The organism is Mycobacterium sp., from assembly GCF_035499775.1.
In the GTDB taxonomy this organism is placed as follows: Bacteria; Actinomycetota; Actinomycetes; order Mycobacteriales; family Mycobacteriaceae; genus Mycobacterium.
The window spans coordinates 26,282-38,348 of the sequence record NZ_DATJYB010000508.1; the positions used below are offsets into that span (position 1 = coordinate 26,282).

At 66.1% G+C, this 12,067-nt stretch carries 14 protein-coding genes and 1 pseudogene; 7 read left to right on the top strand and 8 right to left on the bottom strand.

All coding sequences use genetic code 11. The features are described from left to right. The first annotated feature begins 323 nt into the window (after positions 1–323). Both VML93_RS31260 and VML93_RS31265 read left to right on the top strand, forming a co-directional pair. Positions 324–908 carry an HhH-GPD-type base excision DNA repair protein gene (locus tag VML93_RS31260; RefSeq protein ID WP_325616561.1) on the top strand — a complete coding sequence of 195 codons (585 nt, stop codon included), beginning with the start codon at positions 324–326 and terminating at the stop codon, positions 906–908. 20 nt (positions 909–928) lie between these two features. After that, positions 929–1,075, top strand: a complete 147-nt coding sequence (locus tag VML93_RS31265; RefSeq protein WP_325616563.1) for a DUF1059 domain-containing protein — start codon at positions 929–931, stop codon at positions 1,073–1,075. Positions 1,076–1,129: 54 nt separating this feature from the next. Here the strand turns inward: VML93_RS31265 and VML93_RS31270 are convergent, their stop codons facing one another. Both VML93_RS31270 and VML93_RS31275 read right to left on the bottom strand, forming a co-directional pair. Continuing rightward, complete coding sequence (locus VML93_RS31270; RefSeq protein WP_325616565.1) at positions 1,130–2,182, bottom strand: hypothetical protein; 1,053 nt, start codon at positions 2,180–2,182, stop codon at positions 1,130–1,132. Between the two features lie 46 nt (positions 2,183–2,228). Further along, the gene (locus VML93_RS31275; RefSeq protein ID WP_325616567.1) at positions 2,229–2,981 is read right to left on the bottom strand and encodes a hypothetical protein; all 753 of its coding nucleotides are present in this window, start codon (positions 2,979–2,981) and stop codon (positions 2,229–2,231) included. Between the two features lie 127 nt (positions 2,982–3,108). Between VML93_RS31275 and VML93_RS31280 the strand changes: the two genes are divergently transcribed. Further along, positions 3,109–4,434 (top strand): mannosyltransferase, encoded by a 1,326-nt coding sequence (locus VML93_RS31280; protein ID WP_414686497.1) that lies wholly within the window; start codon positions 3,109–3,111, stop codon positions 4,432–4,434. 14 nt (positions 4,435–4,448) lie between these two features. Here the strand turns inward: VML93_RS31280 and VML93_RS31285 are convergent, their stop codons facing one another. From VML93_RS31285 to VML93_RS31295, 3 genes are all read right to left on the bottom strand, one after another. After that, the gene (locus VML93_RS31285) at positions 4,449–5,885 is read right to left on the bottom strand and encodes a serine hydrolase domain-containing protein (RefSeq protein ID WP_325616588.1); all 1,437 of its coding nucleotides are present in this window, start codon (positions 5,883–5,885) and stop codon (positions 4,449–4,451) included. Positions 5,886–5,944: 59 nt separating this feature from the next. Continuing rightward, positions 5,945–7,333 (bottom strand): alpha/beta hydrolase, encoded by a 1,389-nt coding sequence (locus tag VML93_RS31290; RefSeq protein WP_325616569.1) that lies wholly within the window; start codon positions 7,331–7,333, stop codon positions 5,945–5,947. Positions 7,334–7,593: 260 nt separating this feature from the next. After that, positions 7,594–7,875 carry a 4a-hydroxytetrahydrobiopterin dehydratase gene (locus tag VML93_RS31295; protein ID WP_325616570.1) on the bottom strand — a complete coding sequence of 94 codons (282 nt, stop codon included), beginning with the start codon at positions 7,873–7,875 and terminating at the stop codon, positions 7,594–7,596. Positions 7,876–7,998: 123 nt separating this feature from the next. Here VML93_RS31295 and VML93_RS31300 point away from each other — a divergent pair, with 123 nt between their 5' ends. Genes VML93_RS31300 through VML93_RS31310 form a run of 3 tightly spaced genes read left to right on the top strand, consistent with a single transcriptional unit; the run spans position 7,999 to position 9,062 of the window. Continuing rightward, entirely contained in the window at positions 7,999–8,310 is a 312-nt protein-coding gene (locus VML93_RS31300; protein ID WP_325616572.1) for a hypothetical protein, read from the top strand. A 16-nt stretch (positions 8,311–8,326) separates the two neighbouring features. After that, positions 8,327–8,650 (top strand): hypothetical protein, encoded by a 324-nt coding sequence (locus tag VML93_RS31305; RefSeq protein ID WP_325616574.1) that lies wholly within the window; start codon positions 8,327–8,329, stop codon positions 8,648–8,650. A gap of 28 nt (positions 8,651–8,678) precedes the next feature. Next, positions 8,679–9,062, top strand: coding sequence for a (deoxy)nucleoside triphosphate pyrophosphohydrolase (locus tag VML93_RS31310; protein WP_325616576.1), 384 nt, complete (start codon positions 8,679–8,681; stop codon positions 9,060–9,062). Between the two features lie 91 nt (positions 9,063–9,153). On the opposite strand, the gene VML93_RS31315 is transcribed toward VML93_RS31310, so the two are convergent. Together VML93_RS31315 and VML93_RS31320 are read right to left on the bottom strand one after the other, a co-directional pair. Continuing rightward, a complete protein-coding gene (locus VML93_RS31315; protein ID WP_325616578.1) occupies positions 9,154–9,549 on the bottom strand; it encodes a type II toxin-antitoxin system VapC family toxin in 396 nt (131 codons plus the stop codon). Position 9,550: 1 nt separating this feature from the next. Then, entirely contained in the window at positions 9,551–9,799 is a 249-nt protein-coding gene (locus tag VML93_RS31320) for a type II toxin-antitoxin system prevent-host-death family antitoxin (RefSeq protein ID WP_325616580.1), read from the bottom strand. Between the two features lie 131 nt (positions 9,800–9,930). Here VML93_RS31320 and VML93_RS31325 point away from each other — a divergent pair. Next, positions 9,931–10,005: pseudogene (locus VML93_RS31325) on the top strand (respiratory nitrate reductase subunit gamma); the annotation flags it as partial. Here the strand turns inward: VML93_RS31325 and VML93_RS31330 are convergent. Then, on the bottom strand, positions 9,979–12,067 hold a 2,089-nt coding region (locus VML93_RS31330; RefSeq protein WP_325616582.1), incomplete at its 5' end, for a serine/threonine-protein kinase. The pseudogene VML93_RS31325 and the gene VML93_RS31330 overlap by 27 nt on opposite strands.

The following is a 12,067-nucleotide window of genomic DNA, read 5'->3' on the forward strand; positions in this document are numbered from 1 at the left end:
TGTTTTTGACCGTTCGTCTCGACGGATACATCTAGGCGACACGAGGATCGCCACTCAAGCTGAAGGCAAGACGGTATGGAGCGATCCACAGCTTGCAATAAACACGAATGCCCGAAACCTCCGCGTCGACCTACCTCAGAACGGGGCGTGGACGCTGCAATACAAGTGCTCGTCGTCGCGTGGCAGCTGGCCGGAGGCGAAATCAATTCTGTTCCACTTTTGATGACGACCGACGGCTGATCGCACGAAGCGACGACGGCCGCCGGGGCGGGCGTGGCACCGGGGGTGGCCCGTTTGCGGCCGTGTTGCCTACAGTGCAGAGTGTGAACCTCTGCTTGGCGCAACAGCCCGAGGCTGATCAACTATTGTCCGACGACCCGTTCGCTCTGTTGGTCGGCATGGTTCTAGATCAGCAGATTCCACTCGAAGTAGCCTTCGCCGGACCGAAAAAGATCGCGGATCGGATGGGGGGCTTCCAGAACTTTTCGGCCGGCGAGATCGCCGACTACGACCCGGACAAATTCGCCGCGCTGTGCTCGGAAAGGCCTGCGATACACCGTTTTCCGGGATCGATGGCCAAGCGCATCCAGGCCCTCGCGCAGATCATCGTGGATCGCTACGACGGCGACGCGGCCGCACTCTGGATGAGCGGCGACCCGGACGGCAAGGAACTGCTGCAACGGCTCAAGGGGCTACCGGGCTTCGGTGAACAGAAGGCACAGATCTTTCTGGCGCTGCTCGGCAAGCAGTACGGCGTGACGCCGAAGGGTTGGCGGGCTGCCGCCGGCGAATTCGGCAAAGCTGGCACACACGTCTCGGTCGCCGACATCGTCGACGCCCAGTCACTGGGGAAGGTGCGGTCGTACAAGAAGGAAATGAAGGCGGCCGCCAAGGCGGCGAAGCAGTAGTTGAAGGGAAAGGCGACAACGTGAAGACGCATCTGACGTGTCCGTGCGGAGAAGCCCTCGTCGGCAAGGACGAGGACGAGCTGGTCGAGATGACCCAGGCGCACCTCGCCAGCGTTCATCCGGGCCTGGAGTATGACCGCGACGCAATCCTGTTCATGGCCTACTGACCTGTGCAGCGAGCGCCCGCGGTAACGCGGACGCTCGCTGCGGGGGCAGGGTCGTTACGGCACTACCGTCGACCCGATCGTGGGCATGAACTGGCACTGCTTTTCTTTGGTGGTGACCTGGCCGAAGATCGTCGACATGATGCTGCCGGAACCGGTATCGGCGATCACGGTCAAGGTCGTCGGCCCGTTCGGGTTGATGTCTGAGCGCGGCTTGAGTGTGGCGCTTCCGGACTTGCCGGTGGTCAGGTTCACCCAGGTGACGTTCAACGGCAGCTTCTGCACGTCTGCGGCCCCAGGGGTGCCTATCGCGGTGAACACGTAGGCGGTCTGACCGGGACCGGGCCCCGGCGTCGGGATCTTGGCCGGCCCCGCGACCGACAGCGCGGTGGCAAGCGCATTGCTGCCATCCGCAAGGCAATTGGTGCCGATCGACGGATACATGAAGTCCTGCGTCGGCGGCGAGTCAGGGCTGAAACCCGGAGCCGCGGCTGGGGCCGGGGCTGCGGCCGGCGGGACGGCGGGCGCGGGTGCTGGCGGGGGTGGAACTGCCCCGGGTGCCGCGGCGGGCAAGACGGTTCCGGGCGCCGGTGCGGCAGCTGGCGCCGGTGCCGCCGGCGGGACGGGCGCCGGAGCCGCCGGCGGGGCCGCCACCGGTGCGGCAGCGGGCGCCGGACCGGCCGCGTGGGCTGGGTCGACGCCTGTCGGCAAGTGGTTCAGCGCGCCGGGCTCGATACCTGCCGGTGGCACGTGCGGCACCGGCGAGCCGTCAGGCTGGGTGAGGCCGGACGGCGCCTGCGGACTGGGCGGCTGTTGCACGAACTGGTTCACCGACGCGGCCACGTTCTTGGACTCGGTGGGTGCGCCCGGATTGTGGGTGAACGCCTGCGCCGCGGCCATCAGCAGCTCGGTGGCCTGCCCGGGATTACTGGCCGCCTGCTGGATGATCGGGCTCAGTTGGGCCAGCGCCTCCAGGCCGGGTAGCTGTTGGGCGGGGTTCGGCGGCGACGGCGCCGGTTCGGCTGCCGCGCTCGGGCAGAGCCCGAACGCGGCAGCCGATGCCGTGGCGACAACGGCCAAACCTTTGGACAGATTCCAGGTGCGTGCCATGGTGTCCTCCGGTGTTTAGTGGTGGGTTAGCCGATTAGCAGACTGCTCAGGGCAGGGCCGAAAGCAGCGATGGCGCCGCTAGCGGGGGAGCTGGTGCGGCGGCGGGTGCTGCCGGCACCGGTGCGTGCTGCGCGCCCGGAACAGCGCCCGAAGCCAGCGCCGGAAGGTCCGCCGGCAGGTTGATCTGCGGTGGCACACTCACCGGCAGGTACGGCAGCGCCGGCATGTCGACCTTCGCTTGCGGCACCCCAGGAGCCCCAGCCGGCGCGACGCCGGCAGCAGGTACAGCAGGGGTACTGAGGCCGGGGATGGAGATCGGCAATCCGGGAATCAGCGGCGACGCCGGAGCTGCCGGGACCGCCGGAGCCGCCGGTATCGCCGGGACCGACGGTATCGCCGGAGCCGCGGGTATCCCGGGGATCGCCGGTGCCGCCGGAGCTGCCGGTGCGGCCGGTGAGGCTAATCCCGGTATCGGCGCGTTGACCCCGGGGATGATAGGGGCTGCTGCCTGCGGGGGAGCGGCTGCCGCGGCCGGAGGGATGCCGGGGAGGGTCGCGGTGATCCCCGGGGCGGTCGGCGGCGCGACCGGCGGGGTGGCGCCGAGAGCCGTCGCAAGATTCTGCAGAATCTGCGGCGCGTTGGCCGCCGAGGCGATCAGCTGTTGCGGAATGTTCGGAACTTGCGGTGCCGGCGCGGGCGCGGGCTGCGGGTCGGCGTGGGCGATTCCCCCGGTCAGTAGAGCGGCGGACGAACCGACTACGACGGCGGCTGCGCGCACGATGGTCCAGATGGTTGGCATGACTCTCCCTGGTTGTCGATGACTGATCCCGGCGCTGAAGTTACTTTGATACGGAAGTGACTCAAGTGACACGTGTGGCATTTATTCGATCGTTATCCATACGTGTGTCGGCAGTGACCAGCCAGTGATGAGCCGGCAAAGTCCGGGACCGCACACCCGGCCCGGTGACGACGGGAAAGCGACCACCTCCGCCTCGACCGCTAAAATTGCGTCCGTAGACACCACGACGGCCGCCCCGGCGGCACCCATCACCCGGCGGCTGGCAACTTGGTTGAGCGCGGCCGCGCCTTTGCTGTTGATCGTGAGCGTCGTCGCGCGACTGGCCTGGAGCTTCCTTACTCCTAACGGTGCCAACTTCGTCGACCTGCACGTTTACCTCGGCGGCGCCGCCGCTCTGGACCATCCCGGCACCCTGTACAGCTACGTGTATGCCGACCAGACGCCGGACTTCCCGCTGCCCTTCACCTATCCGGCATTTGCGGCGGTCGTGTTCTATCCGCTGCACCTGTTGCCGTTCGACTTGGTTGCCTTTCTGTGGCAGGTCGCGACGATCATCGCGCTCTACGGCGTGGTTCGGATCAGCCAGCGTTTAGTGGGCGTCCCCAGCGGCGCTGGTCACCGCGTCGCGATGATGTGGACGGCGGTCACCATCTGGATCGAGCCGTTGCGGCAAAACTTCGACTACGGGCAGATCAACGTGTTCCTGGTGCTGGCGGTGCTGTGGGCGGTCTACACCACACGGTGGTGGCTGTCCGGGCTGCTGGTGGGGGTGGCGGCCGGGATCAAGTTGACCCCGGCGATCGCCGGCGTGTATCTCGTCGGCGTCCGGCGGTACGGCGCGGCCGTGTTTTCGGCGGTCGTGTTCGTTGCCACCGTCGCCGTCTCGGTGCTGTTCGCCGGCGATCAGGCTCGCTACTACTTCACCGATCTGCTGGGCGACGCGCATCGGATCGGACCCATCGCCACGTCGATCAATCAGTCTTGGCGCGGCGGCATTTCGCGCATCGTCGGCTACGACGCCGGTTTCGGTCCGCTGGTCCTGGCCGCCATCGTCGTGACCGCGGTACTGGCCGTCCTGGCGTGGCGGGCGCTGGACGACTCCGATCGGCTCGGCAAGCTGCTGGTGGTCGAGTTGTTCGGGTTGCTGCTCTCGCCGATCTCGTGGACCCATCACTGGGTGTGGCTGGTGCCGCTGATGATCTGGCTGATTCATGGACCACTGCGGGAGCGACTCGGGGCGCGAATCATGGGTTGGGGCTGGTTAGTGGTCGCCCTCGTCGGCTTGCCGTGGTTGCTGCTCTTTGAACAGCCGACCATCTGGACGATCAGCCGGCCCTGGTATCTGGCCTGGGCCGGGCTGGTCTACGTGGCGGCGGCGATGGCGACGTTCGTTTGGATTGCCGCTGCCGGGTCCGCTGTCAGGCGGAGCGACGCCGAGCCTGCTCGACGGTAGCCGTGGCGCGCGCGCTATTGGCGTCGAAATAGGCGTCCGTGGTTGCGAAACCACGCGATGTTCCCGTCCGGGCCGCGGACGAAATTGGATCGAGTGCCGGTCGGCCTGTTGTCAGTTCCCAGATCGAGCCCGTAGTCGGGCCGGTAGAAGGCCAAGCCCATTTTGGTGGTCTCGTCGGGCTTGGCGTCTGCGGCGCCGGTGGTTCCGTCGAGTTGGCCGTTGCCTAACCGAAATTCGATGACGGCTTTTTCCAGGTCGCCGGATTCGACGACCTGCTCGGCGACGTACCGCCCCTGGTAGGGCGTCAGGTCTTGGGCGCTGAGTTGCTGTCGTGCCGCGGGTAGGTTGGTGACCCCGGCGAAGCGCCGCAGCGCCCAGTCGTCGGCGAACAGATCGATGTTGAGCTGGGCGCCGCCCTCGGAGTTGGTGAGTAGCGTCATCGCGAAATGGCGATCCGGCACCATGAAGAATCCCGAACGTTGCCCGCTCCAGGTGCCGCCGTGCTGGACGATGGTCACATTCTCCGTCGAGGGCCGCAGCATCCAGGTCACGCCCATTCCGGTGAGTTCGACCTGCAGCGTCCCGCCGGCACCGGGGTTCGAGCGCATCGCCGCCAGCGCCTGCGGGCTCAGCAGCCGGGCGCCGTTGGAAGCCGTGCCGTCGCCGAGGTGAAACCTCGCGTAGCGCAGCTGATTTCGCACGCTGGAAATCAACGAGCCGGTCGGGTTGCAGCTGCGCGGAAACGACCAGAACCCGGTGTCGACAACCGGTTTGCCGTCCACCACGTTGTGCGAGGCCGCCACGTTCATACCAATGATCTGGTCGGAGAAGTAGTGGGTACGGTCCAGCTGCAGCGGATCGAGCAGCAGGTTCTGGACCGCGGCCTCGTAGGCCGATCCGGTGACGACTTCGATGATCCGCCCCGCAACCACCAAACCTGCATTGTTGTAGGCGAACACGTCTCCCGGTGGGCTCAGCTGAGGTAGCCGCGACATCGAGGCGACGTAGCGGGCCAGCGCGTCGTCACCACGCCCGAACCCCTGGATGTCGTCCCCCAACCAGCCCGAGGTGTGGTTCAGCAGCTGTCGGACCGTCACGCCGGCGCTCGCCGCCGGGTCGGCCACGGCGAACTCGGGGAGATACCGGCGCACCGGTGCGTCCAGGTCCACCTTGCCCTGATCCACCAGCCGCATCATCGTCGTACCAGTGAATGTCTTTGTGGTGGAACCAATCCTGAACACGGTGTCGCCGTCGACGGGCGTCGGGTGGTCGACGTTGGTGATCCCGTAGCCCTTGACGTATTCTTGACCGCCAGCCCAAACACCAACCGCCACACCGGGTATCGCGTAGGCCTTCATGCCTGCATTGATCTTGGCGTCCAGCTCGTCGAACGCCGTACCGGAGGACGAAGCGGGCTTCACACCCTTCTGGGAACACGACGACAAAGCCAGCGCCGCCGCTCCCGCGACGGCGCCGCTCAGCACGGTGCGCCGGGTTACCGGTGACGGGGTCACGGTGGCGGAAGCGTGACAGCGTAGGGCGGCGGCTGCGTTGTGTTGACGCAGCCGGTGTCGGGTTGCTGCGGATTGTTGATGAACGAATTCACGACGGCGCCGCCGCAGGGGTCCACGTATATGCCGTGGGCGATTCCCGGGACCGTCACCACCGTGGCATGCGAAAGACGCTGGGCGACATACTGACCCGACGCCGGACTGGTTTGCCCGTCGTAGCTGCCCGACAGTACCAGCGCCGGGACCGCGCTCTCGGTAACCCCTCGCACCCAATCGGACGCCTTGGGTACGTTCCATGCTGCGCAGGCCCGGCGCAAGAAGGGCAGTTGTGGCGCCTGGGCCCGCATCGAGTCGGGCAACGCGGCGAAACTGTGTCGGGCCGCCAGGAGTTGATCGGATTCGGGCTCGAACGGAATCCATTCGCCGCACCAGATGCTGAGGGTCAGGCCCCAGGCCATGGTCCCGACGGCATGGGGATTGGCATAGGTGTTCGCCAAACGCTGGGCGATGCGCGTCGGATTGCCGTGCGCGAGTTCGTCAATCGCGACGGGGACTTCGGCCGGGAAGTGGGTGCCCAGCGGGATCAGATAGGCGCTGAACAAGGCCCCGCCATCGATGACCACCTTGGTGTCACCGACACCTTCGGCTTTGACCGTCGTGGTGACCGGATGAGCCTCGAGTCGATTGAGCTGCCCGATGATGGTGTCGCCGAGGCTGGGGAAGTGCGCTTGGCATTGCGGTTGAACGGTGCACGCGCTCATCATGTTGTCGAACGCTTCTCGTGCGCTGTTCCAGGTCCACCCGGGGGTTGCCAGTGACGGCGGCGTCAGCCCGTCCAGGACCAAGGACCGCATGCCCTGTGGGTCCAGGCGCGCGTAGATCAACGCCAGGTCGGTGCCGTAGGAGTGGGAGAACATATTCCACTGATTGATGTGCAGCGCGTTGCGCAGATCGATCAGGTCATAGGCGCTCTCGACGGAATTGAATGAGGCAAAGTCAGCGTCGGCGGCCAGCCGGTCGTGGCAGGCTTTCACGGCCTTTGCGTATTCGTCGCCGGTCGACGGCGCGTCGTACACCATGCCCACTCGGCGAGCGATGAACTGATCAATCTCCGGACAGGTCAGCGTGGGTTGCGCCGAATGAGTGCCGCGCTGCGACATCAGGATTACGTCGCGATTGTGATTGAACTTGGGGCCTTCGGCGCCCGGAGGATTCAACACCGCGTCCCCGCCCGGGCCACCGTAGAGGAAGACGATCGGGTCCGCGGCCGCCGGTTGGGTTTCCGACGGGATGACCGCCACCGCCAGCTTCAGGGTGCGTCCACCGGGCTTGGTGCGGTTTTCGGGAACGACCAGCGTTGCGCAATGCGCCCCCTCGAGCTCCGGCACCGGTTGCGGCGTGGTCGGGCACGGGCCCGGCTGGTATTGCGCCGGCGCGTGGGCCACTGTTGTCGGCGCGGCCGCCGCTTCGGCCGGCGAGGGGGTGCCGGTCGAGGTTGAGTTCGAATGACCGCAGGCCGTGCAAGTCAACACCAGCGTCGTCGCAATGCATGCCAGAGACCGGATTCGGAGCGATCTGTTCAGCGCCATTCGGGAAATGGTCACACACGGCAGTCCCGATGTCAGCAAAACACTCAGGCTCGACGCGCCTATCCGACGATCCCGTTGATATCGCGCGCCATCTCCACGTCGTTGCGGGTGATACCGCCCTCGGAATGTGTGACCAGCGCGAAAGTCACTGTCCGCCAACGGATATCGATATCCGGGTGATGATCCTTGCGCTCCGCGTGCTCGGCCACTCGGCGCACCGCGTCGATTCCGTCCAGAAACCCCGGAAACTTGATCGACCGGCGCAGGGTTCCGTCGGCACGCTCCCAGCCGTTGAGGTCGGGCAGGGCGGCGTCTACTTCGTCATCCGTCAACACAGCCATATTCCCGAACATACTCCGTTCGCCGACCCGGCATTTGGGTCAGCAAAGCGGACGCAAGAAATTCGCAAGTGCTGCGCTGCAAACTAACAGCCAACTCCAGGGTGAGGCTTGAAAGGAACCGGCATGCACACCACCCACCGCCTGAAGCGGACGATTGCCGCTGGCCTGTTCTCGGGAGGCGTTGCCGTAGCCGGCATGGGATTGGCCACGGGTGTCGCCCAGGCCAACCCGCTGTGTACCCCGGCAGGAACGTGCGCCGCGCAATGGTGCCCGGGCAAAGCGTTACGCGCACCCGACGTCAAATGGGACATGAGCGTCTGCCACGACTACACCAGCAATCCCTACCCGGGATCCGTTCAGGTGGGGAGCCGCATCTGGGAGGGCGAGCCGTGTGGTCCCGTGAGCCCCTTCTGCTTCCCCCGTCGCGTGCCCTAACAGGAAGGAATGAAACATGCTGAAGAACATCATTGCCAAGGCGCTACTTTCGGGCGGCGTTGCGGTGGTCGGCCTCGGCCTGGCCGCAGGTACCGCCGAGGCGCTACCCAACCCCGCGCCGCTGAGTCCGGCTTGGCCCGGTTGCCCGGCGGACTCACCGCAAGGCCCATGCCACTGGTGCCCCGGGCAAGCCATGCCGCCCACCGGCAATCAACGGACCAACCCGGTGCGTTGGGACAACAACGTCTGCCACACGTATTACTACGTGAACTTCGGGACCGGCAATGTCGCGTCCAACATTTGGGACGGACCTAATCCGCCACCACTGGCCGGGCGTTGATCTGCACTGGCGTATACCGTGGCTGGCCATGATCGTCGTTGCCGGAGCCGTCATCTCCGGCTCGACGGTCTTGGTCGCGCAACGGGCCCGGCCGCCGGAGTTGGCCGGCCGCTGGGAACTGCCGGGCGGCAAGGTCGCGCCGGGTGAAACCGAGCGCGACGCGCTGGCCCGCGAGCTGTCCGAGGAGCTGGGCATCGAGGTCGGCGACGTCGCGGTGGGTGACCGCCTCGGCGACGACATTCGGCTGAACGACACGACGACGCTTCGCGCGTATCGCGTCCGCCTGATCAGGGGACAACCGCATCCGCATGATCACCGGGCGTTGCGCTGGGTGACCGCGGCCGAACTGCATGACGTCGACTGGGTTCCGGCCGACCGTGGCTGGCTCGGCGATTTGGCTCGCGCGCTCTAAGGAACCTCAAAACAACGATCTCGATGGCTCCTTCTCGACGGCGTGCGACCGCTCCCGGCGCGCGCCGTCAGCCCCGCCGCCGCGGCGGTTTTCACACGGCGACGACGCGGATCAGGTTCTCGAGCCCCGTGAAGTCCTCGGAGTTGCGGCTGTAGAGATCAAGGTGATTGGCGTGCGCGGTGGCAGCAATTAGCAGATCGGCGAACCTACTTCGTAGTTTTCCCCCTTCGCCTACTACGGCAGCGACGATGAGGCCGTAACTTCGCACGGCCGCCCCGTCGAACGGGATGGGCTCCAGTTTCGACTCCACCTCCTGAAGTCGGATCTGGCGCTTGGCCGCCTCGACTGGCGTCGTGGCCAGCAGCGGACCGGCCGCTAGCTCGGCAGCTGTAATGGCCGAAATGGCCATCTCGTCGGGCAGTGCTGCAATTACTGCCGGATCATGCCAGTCGATCACGACCGACGTATCCAAAAGCCCCGATGTCACGTCAGAGAGCTTGGTCGATCAACCGGTCGAGGTCGGCGCGGAATTGTCGATGATCAATGCGTACCGCTGCGTTGGCCAGCGCAGCGACTTCGTCGCGAGTGATGAACGTGCGGCGAACGACCTGTATCGGCCGAAGTTCGGCCACCGGTTCGCCATTGCGAGTCACGACGAACGTCTCGCCAGCGGTTACCGCGTCGATCACCTTGGCATTGTCATTCCGAAGATCGCGCTGGGCGATTGTCCGTGCCATTTACCGACTGTAGCACAATATGCTACAGTCTGCTACGTCATTCTATGAGTCACGCCTGCTGCCGGTCGGCAGCCCGCTGTTCACGAGCCTGGTCGTTCCCGAATCCTAAACGCCGGCAGTCGGATTGACCGATCGTCTACCGCAGCCGCGAGGTGGCCGACAATCACGAGTTGGTGAGTTCAGCTCCCCGCCGCCGCGGCTGGTAATTGGGCCTTACCCTGGGCATTTCGCCGGGCCCGCCGCCACGTGATGCCGCCGCCGACGAGCAGTATCAGCCCGATGGCGACACCGCAGCCCAGGTCTATCCAGCTTATGTAACCCTGATGAGCCACACGCAAAATCAGGGCAACAACGGTCAGCACCAGCACAAAGGAGCCAACGAGCACACAGCCGCGTGCGAGCGCACGGGTGGGGCGCGAGCAGACAGGGATGAGTACCAGCAGCACTCCGACGATGCCGGGAAATGCGGCGCCGAAACTGCTGAAAGTCTCGAAATAGTTGATCAGGCGAAAGTAAATGGTGCTTAGTCCCACGACAACCAGGGCGCAGCCGGCAATGGTCCGATCCGCATGCCGCGGACCGCGGCCGAGCGCCAACAAGACGATTCCCGCGATCGCGGCGCCGATGATCAGCCAGCACACGATGGCCGAACCCCCGCTGTAACCCTGAGCCCAATAGCCCCATGGGACGACGGAGAGGGTAATCGAAATGCCGACGAAGGCAACGCCGGAGAGGATCGCCGTGAGTCTGCCGGCGGAGACGTCGGGTGATGCTCCCGGCGGATGCGCCGGAGCCCGCCGCCATGCGATGCCGGCGGCCACGACCAGTATCACGCCGGTGACGAGGCCGCCTGGCCCTGGTGGGAGCGGGGTGTACAACGTGATTCGCGTCAATGCAAGCAGTTCCACGAGGGCCAACGCCAAGATGCCTGCGCCGCAGAGCAGGGAGGCGCCGGCGAGGTCGCGATTGGGGCGCGCGTAGAGGGGGCTGATCACCAGCGCTAAGCCGACAATGGCGGCGATGAAGGCGACGCCCTGGGGCAAAGAAATGCCCAGAACGCCGATCATCGTGCCTAACCCCAAGGCGACGAGGGCGGAACCTGTGATCGTTCGATCTGCGTGCCTGCGCCCACGGCCGAGCACCAGCAGCGCGATCCCCGAGATCGTGCCCAGGATGAGCAACCAGTCCAGAGTGCTTCCGAACTCCAGGTAGTGGACGAGGTAATACCAATGACCGGGAGCGGCCAGAAAGCCTGCCGCCGCCAGCGCCACGAGGACCACCCCGATTACGACGCAGGCGAATTCACCGCTGCCAACGGCGGGCGCTTCGGGTGCCGGAGCTTCCAGCAGCGCCGCTGGTTGGGTGGCGGGCGGTGCGGGGATGGTTGGGCCCACCGGCGTTACGGGCGCAGGGGGCCTTGGTCGCGGGGGTGGCGGGGGCCGGCGTTCGTCGATGTGGGTGGCGGCGGGGTCCCGCGGCGGCCTCGGCGGCCGGGGTGGGGGCGCGCTGTTAAGCGCGTTTTGGGCGGCGGTGGCCAGTTCGGTGGCGGTCTGGTAGCGCTCGGCGGGTTGTTTCGCCATGCCGCGGGCGATGACCTCGTCGAACGCCGCCGGGATGGCAGGGTCGATGGTGCTGGGTTTGGGGGGTGCGCCGGTGAGGTGCCCGGCGATCTGCTGTTCCATGCTGTCGCCGTCGAAAGGCCTTGCGCCGGTGAGGCATTCGTGTAGCACGCAGGTCAGCGCGTAGACGTCGGCGCGGGCGTCGACGGCTCCGGCCAGGAACCGCTCGGGGGCCATGTAAGAGAAGGTGCCCACCATCATGCCCGTCTGGGTCATGCGGGTGGCCGAGGCGTCGTGGGCGATGCCGAAGTCGATGAGGTAGACGTGGTCGTCCGGGGTCATCAGTGCGTTGGTGGGTTTGATGTCGCGGTGCACCAGGCCGTTTCGGTGGGCCACGTTCAATGCGGCGGCCAACTGCCGGATGACGTGCACCGCCCGTGGTGGGGTCATCGGCCCGTCGCGTTCGAGCACGGTCTGTATGTCGATGCCTTCGATGATCGGCATCACCAGATACAGCCGGCCGTCGATTTCGCCGGTGTCGTGGATGGGAATGATGTGGGGTTCGGTGAGCCTGGCGGCGACCTGGGCCTCGCGGCGGAATCGTTCCCGGTAGCCGGCCAGCGTGCTCATCTCCGGCGGCAGCACCTTGACGGCCACGTCACGGCCGATCACGGTGTCGTGGGCCTTGAACACCTGGCCCATGCCACCT